The sequence below is a fragment of the Sandaracinobacteroides saxicola genome, from assembly GCF_014117445.1.
Taxonomy (GTDB): Bacteria; Pseudomonadota; Alphaproteobacteria; order Sphingomonadales; family Sphingomonadaceae; genus Sandaracinobacteroides_A; species Sandaracinobacteroides_A saxicola.
Genome location: NZ_CP059851.1, coordinates 792,194 through 807,204, shown reverse-complemented (window position 1 = coordinate 807,204; position 15,011 = coordinate 792,194). Strand labels below are relative to the sequence as shown.

Here is a 15,011-nt window from a genome sequence, read left to right as displayed (position 1 = left end):
GATTGAGACTCAGTTTCTACGCCCTTCGCGGGGTTTTGCAACCATCTTCTGAGCGCGCCTCAAATCATTCCGCGATGGTCAGCGCCGCGATCTCCAGGCCCAGCACCACCCGACCGTCCGGCAGCGCCGCTTCCTCCGCCGCCTCCACCGCCATCTCGATCAGCACATGGCCCGCCGTCGTCAGCTCCGGTTCCACCAGCAGCGCCTCCAGCCGCGCCCGCGCCGCCATCACCGCCGCCGCCTCGCCGGTCAGCCGCAGCATCAGCCGGTGCCGGAACCCGGCGAAGTTCAGGCTGGCCCAGGGCACACAGTCGAAATCCTCCACCACCAGCCCCGGCAGTCCCCCGGCCGCCGGCTCCAGCCAGTTCGCCAGCAGCGCGTCGCGCCGCAGCATCGCCCGCAGCCCGCGCAGCAGGCCGGCGTGCACCGGATTCAATGCATGGCGCATGGCGTGTCTCCCGGTTGCAGCGTCACCACCGACAATTGCGTCTCGATCCGCTGCGCCAGCCGCGGCCCCACATTCCGCCCGCGGCGCAGGTCGTGCACCAGCCGCGGGTCGTTCGCGATCCTGCGCCCAAAGCGCGAGGGGCTTTCCCCGCTCGCCCGCAGCACCCGCTCGATTTTCAACAACAGCGACATTCCCATTTTCTCCTTGGCCCGGTGCAAGCCCACTCCCAGCGTCCCTGTCCGCGCGATCCGGGGCACCTGTCCCGACTCGATAGGGAAAGAATGAGAGGCATTTTCCTACTAGTCTAGGTAAAAAATGAGGCGTATGAAGCGCCGCGCGGGGATCAGGAGAGGAGGTCAACCGCATGCACAATGCCGACATTCGGCAGCGGCTCGACCGCATGATCAGGGACCGGGGGTCGGACTATGCCTCGCTTTCCCGCATCATCGGAAGAAACCCTGCCTATATTCAACAATTTATCAAGCGTGGCGTGCCGCGCCGCCTGTCCGAGCTCGACCGCAAGCGACTGGCGCAGCATTTCGGCATTCCCGAAAGCCAGCTCGGCGCACCCGAGTCGGCGCCCGCGCGCCCGCCCGCCGAATCGCTCCTGCCCTCGTCAATTTCCTATCCATCGCCACAATCCGCGCTGGCGATTCCCTTTCTCGATGTCGGCGCCAGCGCCGGCGACGGCACCGATCCCGATTCGGAAAAGCACACCGCCGCCCTGCTGTTCGAGCCGCGCTACGCCCGCACCCTGGCGTCCGCCAACCCCACCGCGTTGTCGGCCATCACCGTCACCGGCGATTCGATGTTCCCCACCCTGTCCGATGGCGACCAGATCATCGTCGACACCGCCGACAGCGCCCGTCTGCGCGACGGCATCTATGTCATCCGCGTCGATGGCGCGCTGCTGGTGAAACGCCTGTCGCTCCACCCCGCCACCCGCCGCCTCAGCATCCGCAGCGACAACAGCAGCTACCCCAGCTACGACAATGTCGATCCCGCCGATGTCGAGATCATCGGCCGCGTCCGCTGGGTCGGCCGCACGCTGACATGAAAAAGGCCGCCTACCTCTCGGAAGGCGGCCCTTTCGACCTATGGGAAATCAGGCGGCGACAGCAGCCCGACGACGCGCGGCAAAGCCCACCAGGCCGAACCCGGCGATCATCATCGCCCAGGTCGCCGGCTCGGGCACCGCCGCACCGCGCACCAGCCAAGTTTCGGCCAGGCCCTCATAGCCCTGATAGTTGCTGGTGCCATAGCCGAAGTCCCAGATCACGCCGGTCGGCTGCACGCCGGGCATCGCCACCCCCGGAAAGTCCGGATCGCCGAAATCGCAGTGGCTGTAGCTGTTGTCGAACCAGGCGCTCGCGCACTTGCCAGCGAAATCGAGCACGGTCGGACGCGCCGCCCACTCGACCCGCGTCGGCGTCCGCCAGCCCTGCGTCGACTGATAGGAAAGGTCGATGCTGCTGCACCCACCGGTGAAGGCGCAGGGGCTTGCCCAGGCCCAGTCGGTGCCCCCCACCGTGATATAGTTCGCCACCGGCACCGGCGCATAGATCGGCGCCGCGGCCACCGGCATTGCGAAGGTCGAAGCCAGCAGCGCCGCCGCAAAAATCTTGAGTTTCATGGGTCGTCCCCCCTTGTCGGCACCATTGCCAACTTAGGTTGAGCAAAACTCATGCCAACTGTTGCCGAACCATAAATCAGACACTTATCGAACAAGCACCCGCAAAGCTGTCAGGTTTTCCGACACATCGTGTGCCGTTAACCAAGCCGTGCCAGCGCCGCCCCCAACCGTTCCGCCTCCGCCGCCTTCTCGGCATGGTCCGCCCGCGCCTTCGCCACCGCCTCCGGCTTCGCCTTCTCCACAAAGGCCGGATTGCCCAACCGCCCCGCCAGCGCCGCCGCCTCCTTCGCTGCGGCATCGCGCGCCTTCCCCAACCGCGCCCGCTCGGCCGCCAGGTCGATCACGCCCTCCAACGGCAGCACGACGGTCATCTCGTCCACCACCAACTGTGCCGCGCCAGCGGCCGGCCCATCGCCCTCGGCCGCCTCGATCCGCGCCATCCGCGCGATTGTCCCGGCATGCGCCGCCCAGCGTGCGCGTGTCACGGCAGACGCCTCGCGCAGATGCGCCGGCAGTCGCACGCCCGGGGCCACCCCCAGTTCGGTCCGCGCCGCCCGCACCTCCCGCACCAGTCGCACCAGCCAGCCGATTTCCGCCGCTGCCTCATCGTCCGCCACAGCCGCCACCGGCCACCTCGCATGGATGATCGGCGCCTCCCGCGCCCCCAGCGCATGCCACAGCTCCTCGGTGATGAAGGGCATCAGCGGGTGCAGCAGCACCAGCGCCTGGTCGATCGCCCACCCCGCCACCGCGCGCGTCTCGTCGCACACCTCCCCCTTCACCAGCTCCAGATACCAGTCGCAGAACACATCCCACACGAACCGGTAAATCGCATTCGCCGCCTCGTCGAAGCGCAGCGCCGCCAGCGCCGCATCCATCGCAACAACCGTTGCCGCCACCTCGCCGATGATCCAGCGATTGACCGCCTTCGCCGCCATCGGCGCTTGCGGAGCCGCACTCGCCCCAATGCCGTTCGCCTGCGCGAACCGCACCGCGTTCCACAGCTTGGTGGCAAAGTTCCGATAGCCCTGAACCCGCTCCTCGCTCAGCTTGATATCGCGTCCCTGGCTCTCCATCGCCGCCAGCGTGAAGCGCAGCGCATCCGCGCCATAGCGGTCGATCAACCCCAGCGGATCGATGGCATTCCCCTTCGATTTCGACATCTTGCTGCCATCCGCGGCCCGCACCAGCCCATGCAGATACAGCGTCCGGAACGGCACCTCCCCCATCAGATGCAGCCCCTGCATCATCATCCGCGCATCCCAGAAAAACAGGATGTCAAACCCCGAAACCAGCACATCCCCGGGATAGTGCTTCGCCAACAAACTCCCCTCCCCTTCAGGGGAGGGGTCGGGGGTGGGGGATTCATTCCCCGTCCACCCCAACGTCGCAAACGGCCACAAGGCACTCGAAAACCAAGTATCGAGGACATCTTGGTCGCGCACCAAAACCATATATTTATCACGGTCAAACGCCGCAAAATCAGGATCTTGGATTACGGCGTCCCAATCCTCAAAGAAGCGAATGATTCTTGTTTCGCCCTCAGATTCAATCCTTTGACGTAGAGCCATTTCTGACTCAGCGGCATACACACCGTAGCTTTCCTGCGTTACCCGATCATCGGCATCGCGCGTCATGCCAATCGTCTGCCAAACCGGAATCCGATGCCCCCACCACAATTGCCGGCTCACACACCAGGGCTGGATATTCTCCATCCAGTTGAAAAATGTCTTCTCCCACTGCGCCGGCACAATCTTGATCCGCCCGTCCCGCACCGCCTCCATCGCCGGCACCGCCAGCGTCTTCGCATCCACATACCATTGGTCGGTTAGCCACGGCTCGATCACCGCGCCGCTGCGGTCGCCCAACGGGGTCGCGATCACCCGCTCCTCCACCCGCTCCACAGCCCCGAGCGCCTCCATCCGCTCCACCACCCGTGCCCGCGCATCGAACCGCTCCAGCCCCAGCAGCGCGTCCGGGATCAACCCGTCCGCCACCTGCACCACGCAGGCATCGCCATCGAACATGTTCAGCATGTCCCGCGCCGCGATCCCGGCGCGCACGCCCACCTCGAAATCGTTGAAATCATGCCCCGGCGTGATCTTCACCGCGCCACTGCCCAGTTCCGGATCGGCATGGTCGTCGGCGATGACCGGCACCCGCCGCCCCGTGATCGGCAGCAGCACCTGCGCGCCCGCCGCCAGCAGCGATTGATACCGCTCATCGCGCGCATTCACCGCCACCGCCATGTCAGCCAGCATCGTCTCCGGCCGCGTCGTCGCCACCACGATATGATCAAGGCCGTCCGCCGTCCGCACGCCATCGGCCAATGGATAGCGGAAATGCCAGAATTTCCCCGGCACCTCCTTCGTCTCCACCTCCAGGTCGGAAATCGCCGTCTTCAACCCCGGGTCCCAGTTCACCAGCCGCTTGTCGCGATAGATCAGCCCCTCATGATACAGCCGCACGAACACGCGGATCACCGCCTCGCTGAACCCGGGGTCCATCGTGAACCGCTCGTTCGCCCAGTCGCAGCTCGCCCCCAGCCGCCGCAGCTGGCGGGTAATCGTCCCGCCGCTCTCCGCCTTCCATTCCCACACCTTCGCCACGAAATCCTCGCGGCTATAGTTCGTGCGCTTGTCCTGCCTTTCGTTCAGCTGCCGCTCCACCACCATCTGCGTGGCGATCCCGGCATGGTCCGTCCCCACCACCCACAGCGCATCCCTGCCCCGCAGCCGGGCATGCCGCACCAGAACATCCTGCAAGGTCACGTCCAGCGCATGGCCGATATGCAGCGACCCCGTCACATTGGGCGGCGGCATCATGATGGTGAACGGCTCGGCATCGGGCCGAGAGGGCCGGAACGCGCCCGTCGCTTCCCACCGCGCATACCAGCGCGCCTCGATGGCCGCCGGATCGAATGTCTTCGGTAACTCGCTCATGGGCACGGCTGTTAGCGGCGGCCACGCACCCTGTCAGCTTTTTCCCATCAGCTTTCTGACTTCCGCATCCACCGCCGCCTGCACCATCTCCGGCAGATGCGCGTCCAGCCAGGCCTGGATCTTCGGCCCCGCCAGCGCCGCCATGAACGCCTCCAGCGTCTGTCCGTCACCGGCGGGGCGCGCCGGCGCCACCATCGGCGCCGCCGCCACCTCCACCTCCGGCGCCTCCGCCGTCACCGTCGGCGGCGCCTCACCCCCCACCGTCGCCCGGATGGAGGCCAATATCTCCGCCAGCTTCGGGTCCAGCGCCTTTCCGCTCACTGCGCCTTCTTCTTCGCATGGTTGCGTTCCGGCGTCCGCCGCGGGTCCGGATCGACATTCCAGTCGGAAATGATCCCGCGCACACGCTTGGCATTGACGGCCACGTCATAGGCCTCCACCGGCAGCCCCAGCGCGATCGCCTCCGCCCGGCCGATGCTCGCCAGCAGCGTATAGGTCGCCACCGCCACATCCCGGTCCGCCTGCGCCAGCGTCACGCGCGAATTCAGCAGTTCCTGCTCGGCGTTCAGCACTTCCAGGATGGTGCGGCTGCCCACGCTGTTTTCCTGCCGCACCCCTTCGGCGGCCAGCGCGTTCGCGGCGATCGCCGATTTCGCGCTCACCTGCGTCGCCCGCGCCGTCTCCACGCCGGCCCAGCCATTGTTCACCGCCTCCACCACCGCCCGGTCGGCGCTGGCGATCAGCTCCAGCAACTGGCTCTGCCGCGCCTGCGCCTGCCGCACCGCCGACCCCGTCAGCCCGCCGCTGTAAAGCGGGATCGACGCCGTCACCCCCACTCCCGGGGCAAAGCCATCCACCACCCGCGTGCCCACGCCGTTGGGCAGCCCGGTCAGCTCCTGATAGGTGCCGGTGGCGTTCAGCGTCACCGTCGGCAGCCATTGCCCGCGCGCCGTGCGCACATCCGCCTTCGCCGCGCCTTCGTCGAACCGCGCCGCCAGCAGCGTCGGCGCGCTGTCCCGCGCCAGCGCCAGCGCCTCGGCCGCGCTCGCCGGCAGCGGCGGCAGCGGCGGGATCGGCGCCAGGTCCACCGGCGGCCGCCCGACCACCCGCTGATAGGCCTGCTGCGCCGCGATCGCCGCCCCCTGCGCCGCAATCAAATTGCTGTTGGCATTCGCCAGCCGCGCCTCGCTCTGCGCCACGTCGGTGCGGGTCAGGTCGCCCACCTCGAACCGGTCGCGGCTGGCGCGCAGCTGCTGCTCCAGCACCCGCACCTGGTTCTCGTTCAGCTTCACGATCTCCGCCGTCCGCAGCACATCGGCATAGGCGGTCAGCGTGTTCACCAGCACGCTGTTTTCCACCAGCCGCAGCCGCGCCCGCGCCGCGAAGATCCGCTGCTCGCCCGCCTCGATGCTCGACCAGGTGCGCCCGCCGCGGAACAGCGGCTGGCTGATCGTCACCCCGCCGCTGAACAGCCGCCCCTCATTCTGGAAACTCGGGCCCATCACCTGCTGCAAGGAGGCGCTCGGCGTCACCGCGGGCCGCACCGCGGCGATCGCCTGCGGCACCAGCTCGTCCACCTGGCGCACCACGGCGCGCTGCGCCGCCAGGTCGGGATTGCTGGCATAGGCAGAGGCCAGCGCGTCCGCCAGCGTATCGGCACTCGCCGGCATCGCCAGCGACAACAGCAGCATCAGTTTCAGTTTCATGAGGGGGGCACTTTCAAAAGCGGAAGGCCGGAGCCGGGGAAAACCCGGGCAGCATCGGCGCCGCGGCCTCCGCGAACGGTTCCGGCACCAGCCTTCCGCCAGCCTTCACCCCCCGCATCGCCCGCAACACACCGTCGCTTCCCGGCATGATCGCCGCCATCCGGCCCCCCTCGGCCAGCTGGTCGGCAAGCGCGTCCGGCAGCCGGGCAATCGCCCCGTCCACCAGCATCACGTCAAAGGGCGCGCCCTCGGCAGCGCCCGAACCCATGTCACCCTCCACCACCGCCACGCCCGGCAGCAGGGCCCGCGTGCGCGCCGCCAGCGCGGCATCCGATTCCACCACGGTCACCGATCCCGCCAGCCGCGCCGCCAGCGCCCCGCCATAGCCCCCGCCGACCACCAGCATCCGCTCGTCCGGCCGCACGTCCAGCGCCTGGAACAGGTGCCCGATGCTTAGCGGCGCCATCATGAAGCGCCCGCCGCCCACCGGCACCGCGGCATCGACATAGGCCAGCGCCTCCCGTCCCGGCAGTCCGAATGCCTCGCGCGCCACCGCGCCGAACGCCGCCACCAGCCGCGGTGCAATCACGCCATTCACCTGCAACTGCGAATGGATCATGTTTTGCCGCAGGGCAGCAAAATCGACCGGTACAGGCACAGGGGCAGACGCCACGAACATCCTCGTCATTTGAGTCGCAATCAATCCATCTAACCGCACCGCACAAATCCGCCAAGTCTTGTCACGCCGTCATCGCGCCGCCACCATCCGCCAGGGGAGAACAAGGCAATGCCCATGGAAAACTACACCCGCACCGCCTTCACCGGCGCCGGCTACACCCGCGATGTCTTCCGCGCCGGCCAAGGCCCCGCCATCATCGTCTGCCACGAAATCCCCGGCCTCCATCCCCAGGTCTTCAGCTTCGCCGACAGCCTCGTCGCCGCCGGCTTCACCCTCTTCCTCCCCAGCCTGTTCGGCACGCCCGGCAAGCCGCTCTCCACCGGCTATGCGCTGACGCAGATGTTCGTGAACGTCTGCATCCGCCGCGAATTCCATGCGCTCTCCGATGGCAGGAGCAGCCCGATCGTCGATTTCCTCCGCGCGCTCGCCCGCCACGCCCATGCCGACTGCGGCGGGCCGGGCGTCGGCGCCCTCGGCATGTGCTTCACCGGCGGCTTCGCGCTCGCCATGATGACCGAGCCCGCCGTCATCGCCCCCGTGCTCTCGCAACCCTCCCTGCCGCTCGGCAGGAAGGCCGGGCTGGACGCCAGCGCATCCGAAATCGCCTGCGCCAAACGCCGCCTCGAAGCCGAAGACCTCACCCTGCTCGGCCTGCGCTACCGCGGCGACCCCCTGGTTCCCGACGCCCGCTTCGCCCGGCTCCATGCCGAATTCGGCGACCGCTTCCAGGACATCACCCTGGACCCCGAACACGCCCGGCAAGGCACCGGCATGACCCCCCACAGCGTGCTGACCGTCCACCTCCCCGACAGCGGCCCCGGCAAGGACGCCGAAACCACCACCATCGCCTTCTTCAGGAAGAGGCTGCAATCCTGAAACCGGCACTGCAAACAAGCCGCTCCCCCGCCTGCGGGGGAGGTGTCAGCGCTGGAACGGCGATGACGGAGGGGGCAACGAATCGTTTCGCAAGTCGTCCATGAAGTCCCCGCGACCTTGTTCGCGGAGCAAGATGGAGGCCCGACCGAGAATCGAACTCGGGTGCGCGGATTTGCAGTCCGCTGCGTCACCACTCCGCCATCGGGCCCAACGTGGGACGCGCGCCATAGCAGCGCCCACCCCGCTTGTGAAGCCGCCCACCACGCACCCGCCCCGCCACACGCAACCGCACCCGATCCCCCCATAGCAACAGGTGGCGGCGAAACAGACGGGAAGGAGCATCGCTTACCTGCAAAACCGCTTGCCAAAGTTATCGGCCTGTGCTAACCATATTGGCATTATCGAGTCAGCATCCAGCACACAGCCACCCCGCGCGACCCGCCCAAAACGCCTCGAAATCGCTAACTCCTTGATTCAGGCTGTCACTTTTTTCGACAAACCTTCCAAGTTTCTTGGCTGCAACAAACCAACAGCCCCCTTCACCCCGGGCTCGACCCGGGGGCCCTCACCCCACACTATCGGCTCCAGCGCCAAAGCCCCTCCCCCGCTTGCGGGGGAGGTGTCAGGCAAAGCCTGACGGAGGGGGCCAGCGCATCCGCACCAACCCCGAACCACCGCCCCTGCGCGGCCAAGCCGCGCGAACTCGGACGGTGGGCAGGGCGGAGAGAGCGAAAGAAGAAAGAAGAAATAAGAAAAAAAAAGAGCGCGGGCAAAGCCCGCTTGTCGGACGTGTCGGTTGGCCAAGGCCAACCGCACGCCGGCCAAGCTTGCGCGAGTCTGCGAGTTAGCGCTGCGCGCTAATCACAGCCGCGCCGCGCTACTGCCCATATCTCCCCTCCCCCGCCGCCCGTACCGCCTCCCGCGCCGCCGCCAGCAGCGCTCCCGCCTTCGCCTCGCACTCCCGCTGCTCGGCCGCCGCGTCGCTGTCCGCCACGATCCCCGCGCCGGCCTGGATGTGCATCACCTCATCCTTCACCACCGCGGTGCGCAGCACGATGCAGCTGTCCATCCCGCCATCCGGCCCGAAATAACCCACCCCTCCGGCATAGGCACCCCGCTTCTCCGGCTCCAGTTCGGCGATGATCTCCATCGCCCGCACCTTCGGCGCGCCGCTCACGGTTCCCGCCGGAAACCCCGCCAGCAAGGCATCGATCGCATCCCGGTCCGCCCGCTGCGCCCCCACCACGTTGGACACGATGTGCATGACATGACTGTACAGCTCCACCGCGAAGCTTTCCGTCACCCGCACGCTGCCCGCCCGCGCCACCCGCCCCACATCATTGCGACCCAGGTCCAGCAGCATCAAATGCTCCGCCAGCTCTTTCGGATCCTGCAGCAACTCCGCCCGCCGCGCCGCATCCTCCGCCTCGTCCACCCCCCGCGGCCGCGTCCCCGCGATCGGCCGGATCGTCACCTCGCCGTCCCGCGCCCGCACCAGGATCTCCGGGCTGCTCCCCGTCAGCGCGAACCCCGGCAGATCCAGATGATAGAGGAACGGCGACGGGTTGATCCGCCGCAGCGCGCGATACAGGTCGAACGGCGGCAGGGTGAAGGCCCGGCTGAAGCGCTGCGCCAGCACCACCTGAAAAATGTCCCCGGCGCCGATATACGCCTTCGCCCGCGCCACCATCGCGGCATAGGCCCCATCCGGCAGCGCCGGCGTCACCCCTGCCTCCACGGCCTCCACCCGCGCCGCCATCGGGATCGGCTGCGCCAGCCGCGCCGCCGCCGCCTCCACCCGCTCCACCGCCGCCGCCACCGCGCCCTCGCCCGCGCCGGCGAACAGCGGCGCCACGATGAACAGCGCGTCGCTCAACCGGTCGAACAGCAACAGCAGCCGCGGCCGCACGAACAGCATGTCGGGCAGCCCCAGCGGATCGGCGGCCGGCACCGCCAGCCGCTCCACCATGCCCACCGTCTCATACCCCATGTAGCCGACGAAGAACGCCAGGGCCTTCGGCAGCTCCGCCGGCACCACCATGCGGATCGCCGCCACCTCCGCTCGCAGCGCCGTCAGCGGATCGTCGCCCGCTTCGCGCCACCCGCCGGCATCCGGCCAGCGGTCGTTCACGCTCACCCGCCGCCCTTCCACCTTGAACAACCGGTCCGGGTCCAGCCCCAGCAGTGAATATCGCCCCCGCGTCCGCCCGCCCTCCACGCTTTCCAGCAACCAGTCGCCGCGCGCCGGCTGCGCCAGCTTCAACCAGGCGCCCACCGGAGTTTCGGTATCCGCCACCAGCCGCAGCCACAGGCAGGCACCCTCGCCCGCCCGCAACGCCGCGCGCGCCGCCGCGATGCCGCTTACGCTCAAACCGTCATTGCGCCGCCGCGCCCTCGCCCGCCAGCTTCCGCTTCAACCCGGCCAGCGCCGCCGCACCGCGCACCACGCCCACATCGCGCTGCACCGCTCGCCCGAAGGCCGCCGCCATCTCGTCGGCGCTGTCCCGGCCAAAGCTGCTGCGAACCGCTGCCACCAGCTGTGGCAGCGCCGCGGCGTTGCCCGGTGTCACCGCATCGGTCTTCACCACGAACCAGCCCTGCCCGCCGGGCGCCGGTGCGACGTTGGCGCGCCCGGCCGGCGTGTTCAGCAGCATCACCACCGGCGGCGGCACCGCCTGACCCTGCTGCGCCATCTGCGACAGTTCCAGCCGCCGCACCGTCACCGTCTGCGGCGCCGGCAGGCCGTTCGCCGCCGCCAGGGACGCCAGCGACGCGCCCTTGCCGGCCTCGCCCGCCAGCCGCTTCGCCAGCGCCTCCGCCCGCTTCGCCGCCTCGGTCTGTGTCCAGGCCGCCACCACCGCCGGGCGGATCTCGGCCAGCGGCACCGCGGTCGGCGGCGTCACATCGCCCAGTTCCACCAGCGCGAAACGACCCTTCGTCACCTCCACCACCTGCGCCGGTTCATTCGGCTCCATGTCGAACAGCTTCGACAGGATTGGCGCCGCGTCAGCGGGCAGGCGGTAATCGCTCTTCAGCACCCGGCCGTCCGCGGTCAGCGGCGGCGCGCTGTTGACGATCAGCTTCAGGTCGCGCGCCACATCGGCGAAACTCTCGCCGCCGGTGAACCGGTCCTCCGCCTTCGCCACCGCGTCGGCCAGCAGGTCCTGCTCCTTCTCCTCGGTCAGCCGCGCCACGATCGTTGCCCGCGCCGCCGCCATCCCCTGCGGTTTCGCCGCAGTCACCGCGGCCACCTGCACCACATGCCAGCCCAGCGGAGACTGCACCGCATCGCTGACGCCGCCCACCGGCGTGCGGAACGCCGCCGCCGCCACGGCCGCGCTGCTGGCGCCGGCGAACGCCGCCTGCGTCTGGCTGCCCAGCGCGGTATCGGCCGGGGTGAACCCCGCCGCCGCCGCGGCCGCCGCGAACCCCTGCCCGCCGCGCGCCGCCGCCACCAGCCGTTCCGCCGCGGCCCGGTCCTGCAACACCACCTGGTTCAGCGTCCGCGTCTCCACTCCGCCGAACTCCGCTGCATTCTCCTTGAAATAGGCCGCCACCTGCGCCTCGGTCGGCGCCGCCTGCGCCGCGAATGCCGCGGCGTCCAGCATCGCCCAGCGGAACGCCCGCCGCTCCGGCACCGTGTAGGCCGCCTTGTTGGCCGCATAGAAGGCTGCCACCTGCGCCTCGGTCGGCGCCGGCACGTCGCGCATCAACGCCGCCGGCACCACCAGGATCGCGCCGCGCCGCGCCTCCAGCAGCAGGTCGGCATAGGGCTTGGCGATTCCCGCCGGCACGCTCGTCCCCAGCGACACCGGCGTCAGCAACTGCCGCCGGCGGATGTCCGCGCTCAGCAGCTCGCGCAGTTGCGCCTCGCTCAGCCGCTGGTCCTGCAACAGACGGCGGAAGCTCGCCTCGTCGAACTTGCCGTTCAGCTGCGCCGCCGGAATGCTCGCGATCTCGCCATCCAGCACCTTCTTCGAGACATCCAGCCCGGCCCGCGCGGCAAAGGCGTCCAGCGCCTTCATCTCCACCATCTGCTCGAACACCGCATCGGCGCCGCCCAGGGTCACGAACTGCGCGTTCGTCATCCCCTTGCTGGTCTCCCGCTGTTGCCGGATCGCCCGGTCGAACATGCGCATGTAATCCGCCTCGGTCACCGGCGCCTTGCCCACCGTCGCCAACGTGGCACCGCTTGCCCCCCGGCCGCCACCGCCCATCGGGTCGTGGAACAGCGTCACCACAAAGGCGATGATCACTACCCCCAGGATGATGACCCCCACCCAGGATGTGGCGGATTTGCGCAAGGATGACAGCATGAAAAGCTCACAGTTGATTTGAGATTGCGCGCTGCTGTAGCGAGGCCCCCGCGCCTTGGCCAGAGGCGCAACCATCTCGCGCCTTGGCCAGAGGCGCGCAAAAAGGAACCCCAATGCGCGCGCTGATCGCCGGAAACTGGAAAATGAACGGTCTCAGGGAAAGCCTGGCCGAAGTCGCCGCGGTCGCCGCCGCCGCTCCCGGCATCGCCGCCGACCTGCTGCTTTGCCTGCCGGCCACCCTGCTGCCGCTGGCGCCGCGGGAACTGCCGCTCGGCGCGCAGGACTGTCACGCCAACGCCAGCGGCGCCCACACCGGCGATCTCAGCGCCGAAATGCTCGCCGACGCCGGCGCTTCGCACATCATCGTCGGCCATTCGGAGCGTCGCTGCGACCATCACGAAACCGACGCCGCCGTTCGCGCCAAGGCCGCCGCCGCCCATCGGGCCGCGCTGACCGCCATCATCTGCGTCGGCGAGACCCTGGCCCAGCGCGACGCGAACGAAACCCTCGCCGTCGTCACATCACAACTCGCCGGCTCCGTCCCCGACGGCGCAACCCCGGCCAACACGGCGATTGCCTATGAACCCGTCTGGGCGATCGGCACCGGCCGCACCCCCACGCCGGACCAGGTCGCCCAGGTCCACGCTGCCATCCACGACGCGCTGCAAACCCGCTTCGGCGCCACCTTCCGCATCCTTTACGGCGGCTCGGTCAAACCGGACAATGCCGCCACCCTGCTCGCCCTCCCCCATGTCCACGGTGCCCTGGTGGGCGGCGCCAGTCTCAAGGCGGCCGATTTCCTCGCCATTGCCCGCGCGGCACCACAATCATGACCCCCACGGCCATGATTCTTGTCATCGACAATTACGACAGCTTCACCTGGAACCTCGTCCATTACCTGCAAGACCTTGGCGCCACCGTCACTGTCCACCGCAATGACGCGCTCACCGTCGCCGACGCGCTGGCGCTGGCGCCGGCCGCCATCCTCACCTCGCCCGGTCCCTGCACCCCGAACGAGGCCGGCATCTGCCTCGACCTCACCGCCGCCGCCGCCGCGCACCGCATCCCGCTGCTCGGCGTCTGCCTCGGCCACCAGACGCTCGGGGCCAGCTTCCAGGGCCGCGTCATCCGCGCGCCTCAGCTGATGCACGGCAAGACCTCCCCCATCCACCACGGCGGCACCAGCCTCTTCGCCGGCCTCCCCTCCCCCTTCACCGCCACGCGCTACCACAGCCTGATCGTCGAACGCGAAACCCTGCCTGCCGCCTTTACGATCACCGCCTGGACCGACGATGGCACCATCATGGGCCTGCAACACCAGGAGCTGCCGCTGCACGGCGTGCAGTTCCACCCCGAAAGCATCGCCACCGAGCATGGCCATGCCCTGCTCGCCAACTTCCTGGCGCTCGCGAACATCCCGCACGCGATGCCGGCATGACCCTGCCGGACGCCACATACCCCCTCAGCGCAGAGGAAGCCGACGCCGCCTTTGCAGCTATCCTCGATGGTCGGGCCGATGACGCCGCCGTCCGCGACTTCCTGCTGACGATGTCGCTGCGCGATGAAACCGCCGTGGAGATCGCCGCCGCCGTCCGCGCCATCCGCGCCCGCATGCGCCCCGTCAGCGCGCCGGCGAACGCCATCGACGTCTGCGGCACCGGCGGCGACATGGCGAACAGCCTCAACGTCTCCACTGCCGTCGCCCTTGTCGTGGCCGCCTGCGGCGTGCCCGTGGCCAAGCACGGCAACCGCGCGGCGTCATCGCAGGCGGGCGGCGCCGACACGCTGGAGGCGCTCGGCCTCAACCTCACGCGCGCCGCGGAAACCGCGGAGGCCACGCTGGTGGACCTCGGCATCGCCTTCCTGTTCGCGCAAAGCCACCACCCGGCGCTCGTTCGCCTCGCCCCCGTCCGCCGTTCGATCCAGCGCCGCACCATCTTCAACCTGACCGGCCCCGCCTGCAATCCGGCGGGCGTCAGCCGGCAGCTCATCGGTGTTGCCCGCCCGGATTTCCTGGCCGTCTATGCCGATGCGCTCACCCTGCTCGGCCACACCGATGTCATGCTCGTCGCCGGCGACGAGCCGCTGGACGAACTCTCCATTGCCGGCCCCAGCACCTTCTTGCGCCCCGGCCAGGCTGCCACCCGCATCACGCCGGAAACCGCCGGCCTTCCGCGCCACCCCCTCACCGCCATCCGCGGTGGCGACGCGGCCTATAACGCCCGCGCCCTCTCCGCCCTGCTCGATGGCCTGCGGTCGCCCTACCGCGACGCCGTCCTCCTCAACGCCGCCGCTGCCCTGCTTCTCGCCCACGCCGCCGCCAATTGGCACAGCGCGGTCCACACCGCTGCGCACGCCCTCGATTCCGGCGCCGCCAAAACCCTGCTGACGCGGTGGCTGGCCTACTGAGC

General features: G+C 69.0%; 14 protein-coding genes and 1 tRNA gene. 5 read left to right on the top strand and 10 right to left on the bottom strand.

Annotated features, from left to right (window positions below):
* Positions 1-64 precede the first annotated feature (64 nt).
* Positions 65-448, bottom strand: a complete 384-nt coding sequence (locus tag H3309_RS04020) for a hypothetical protein (RefSeq protein WP_182297489.1) — start codon at positions 446-448, stop codon at positions 65-67.
* Positions 433-639: a hypothetical protein gene (locus H3309_RS04015; protein WP_182297488.1), complete on the bottom strand. Its 207-nt coding sequence runs from the start codon at positions 637-639 to the stop codon at positions 433-435. Before H3309_RS04015 ends, H3309_RS04020 begins: the two co-directional genes overlap by 16 nt.
* 209 nt (positions 640-848) lie before the next feature.
* Between H3309_RS04015 and H3309_RS04010 the strand changes: the two genes are divergently transcribed.
* Positions 849-1,505 (top strand): S24 family peptidase, encoded by a 657-nt coding sequence (locus tag H3309_RS04010; protein WP_243453838.1) that lies wholly within the window; start codon positions 849-851, stop codon positions 1,503-1,505.
* 48 nt (positions 1,506-1,553) lie between these two features.
* Here the strand turns inward: H3309_RS04010 and H3309_RS04005 are convergent, their stop codons facing one another.
* The 5 genes from H3309_RS04005 to H3309_RS03985 all read right to left on the bottom strand — a co-directional run bounded on the left by H3309_RS04005 (position 1,554) and on the right by H3309_RS03985 (position 7,348).
* Entirely contained in the window at positions 1,554-2,081 is a 528-nt protein-coding gene (locus tag H3309_RS04005) for a PEPxxWA-CTERM sorting domain-containing protein (RefSeq protein ID WP_182297486.1), read from the bottom strand.
* 137 nt (positions 2,082-2,218) lie between these two features.
* The gene (locus H3309_RS04000) at positions 2,219-5,023 is read right to left on the bottom strand and encodes a valine--tRNA ligase (RefSeq protein ID WP_182297485.1); all 2,805 of its coding nucleotides are present in this window, start codon (positions 5,021-5,023) and stop codon (positions 2,219-2,221) included.
* A 33-nt stretch (positions 5,024-5,056) separates the two neighbouring features.
* Complete coding sequence (locus H3309_RS03995) at positions 5,057-5,344, bottom strand: DUF2497 domain-containing protein (protein WP_182297484.1); 288 nt, start codon at positions 5,342-5,344, stop codon at positions 5,057-5,059.
* Positions 5,341-6,729 (bottom strand): TolC family outer membrane protein, encoded by a 1,389-nt coding sequence (locus tag H3309_RS03990; protein WP_182297483.1) that lies wholly within the window; start codon positions 6,727-6,729, stop codon positions 5,341-5,343. The genes H3309_RS03995 and H3309_RS03990 overlap by 4 nt, the downstream gene beginning before the upstream one ends.
* A gap of 13 nt (positions 6,730-6,742) precedes the next feature.
* Positions 6,743-7,348: a protein-L-isoaspartate O-methyltransferase family protein gene (locus H3309_RS03985; protein WP_182297482.1), complete on the bottom strand. Its 606-nt coding sequence runs from the start codon at positions 7,346-7,348 to the stop codon at positions 6,743-6,745.
* 174 nt (positions 7,349-7,522) lie between these two features.
* Here H3309_RS03985 and H3309_RS03980 point away from each other — a divergent pair, with 174 nt between their 5' ends.
* Positions 7,523-8,284 carry a dienelactone hydrolase family protein gene (locus H3309_RS03980; protein WP_243453837.1) on the top strand — a complete coding sequence of 254 codons (762 nt, stop codon included), beginning with the start codon at positions 7,523-7,525 and terminating at the stop codon, positions 8,282-8,284.
* A gap of 134 nt (positions 8,285-8,418) precedes the next feature.
* Here H3309_RS03980 and H3309_RS03975 read toward each other — a convergent pair.
* The 3 genes from H3309_RS03975 to H3309_RS17630 form a co-directional block, all read right to left on the bottom strand.
* A tRNA-Cys gene (locus H3309_RS03975) sits at positions 8,419-8,492 on the bottom strand.
* Between the two features lie 669 nt (positions 8,493-9,161).
* On the bottom strand, positions 9,162-10,655 hold the full coding sequence (locus tag H3309_RS03970) for an anthranilate synthase component I family protein (RefSeq protein ID WP_182297480.1): 1,494 nt from the start codon (positions 10,653-10,655) through the stop codon (positions 9,162-9,164).
* Between the two features lie 4 nt (positions 10,656-10,659).
* Positions 10,660-12,600 carry a peptidylprolyl isomerase gene (locus H3309_RS17630; RefSeq protein WP_182297479.1) on the bottom strand — a complete coding sequence of 647 codons (1,941 nt, stop codon included), beginning with the start codon at positions 12,598-12,600 and terminating at the stop codon, positions 10,660-10,662.
* Positions 12,601-12,713: 113 nt separating this feature from the next.
* Here H3309_RS17630 and tpiA point away from each other — a divergent pair, with 113 nt between their 5' ends.
* Genes tpiA through trpD form a run of 3 tightly spaced genes read left to right on the top strand, consistent with a single transcriptional unit; the run spans position 12,714 to position 15,009 of the window.
* Positions 12,714-13,433 (top strand): triose-phosphate isomerase, encoded by a 720-nt coding sequence (tpiA, locus tag H3309_RS03960; RefSeq protein ID WP_182297478.1) that lies wholly within the window; start codon positions 12,714-12,716, stop codon positions 13,431-13,433.
* 11 nt (positions 13,434-13,444) lie between these two features.
* A complete protein-coding gene (locus H3309_RS03955; RefSeq protein WP_182297477.1) occupies positions 13,445-14,038 on the top strand; it encodes an anthranilate synthase component II in 594 nt (197 codons plus the stop codon).
* Positions 14,035-15,009, top strand: a complete 975-nt coding sequence (gene trpD / locus H3309_RS03950) for an anthranilate phosphoribosyltransferase (protein WP_182297476.1) — start codon at positions 14,035-14,037, stop codon at positions 15,007-15,009. Before H3309_RS03955 ends, trpD begins: the two co-directional genes overlap by 4 nt.
* The last annotated feature ends 2 nt before the right edge of the window (positions 15,010-15,011 follow it).

What these genes read in the sequence shown, in the direction of transcription:
- tpiA (WP_182297478.1), top strand. Translation starts at nt 12,714, where the DNA reads ATGCGCGCGCTGATCGCCGGAAACTGGAAAATGAACGGTCTCAGGGAA.
- H3309_RS03980 (WP_243453837.1), top strand. Translation starts at nt 7,523, where the DNA reads ATGGAAAACTACACCCGCACCGCCTTCACCGGCGCCGGCTACACCCGC.
- H3309_RS04020 (WP_182297489.1), bottom strand. Translation starts at nt 448, where the DNA reads ATGCGCCATGCATTGAATCCGGTGCACGCCGGCCTGCTGCGCGGGCTG.
- H3309_RS04010 (WP_243453838.1), top strand. Translation starts at nt 849, where the DNA reads ATGATCAGGGACCGGGGGTCGGACTATGCCTCGCTTTCCCGCATCATC.
- H3309_RS04000 (WP_182297485.1), bottom strand. Translation starts at nt 5,023, where the DNA reads ATGAGCGAGTTACCGAAGACATTCGATCCGGCGGCCATCGAGGCGCGC.
- H3309_RS03990 (WP_182297483.1), bottom strand. Translation starts at nt 6,729, where the DNA reads ATGAAACTGAAACTGATGCTGCTGTTGTCGCTGGCGATGCCGGCGAGT.
- H3309_RS03985 (WP_182297482.1), bottom strand. Translation starts at nt 7,348, where the DNA reads ATGATCCATTCGCAGTTGCAGGTGAATGGCGTGATTGCACCGCGGCTG.
- H3309_RS04015 (WP_182297488.1), bottom strand. Translation starts at nt 639, where the DNA reads ATGTCGCTGTTGTTGAAAATCGAGCGGGTGCTGCGGGCGAGCGGGGAA.
- H3309_RS03955 (WP_182297477.1), top strand. Translation starts at nt 13,445, where the DNA reads ATGATTCTTGTCATCGACAATTACGACAGCTTCACCTGGAACCTCGTC.
- trpD (WP_182297476.1), top strand. Translation starts at nt 14,035, where the DNA reads ATGACCCTGCCGGACGCCACATACCCCCTCAGCGCAGAGGAAGCCGAC.
- H3309_RS04005 (WP_182297486.1), bottom strand. Translation starts at nt 2,081, where the DNA reads ATGAAACTCAAGATTTTTGCGGCGGCGCTGCTGGCTTCGACCTTCGCA.
- H3309_RS17630 (WP_182297479.1), bottom strand. Translation starts at nt 12,600, where the DNA reads ATGCTGTCATCCTTGCGCAAATCCGCCACATCCTGGGTGGGGGTCATC.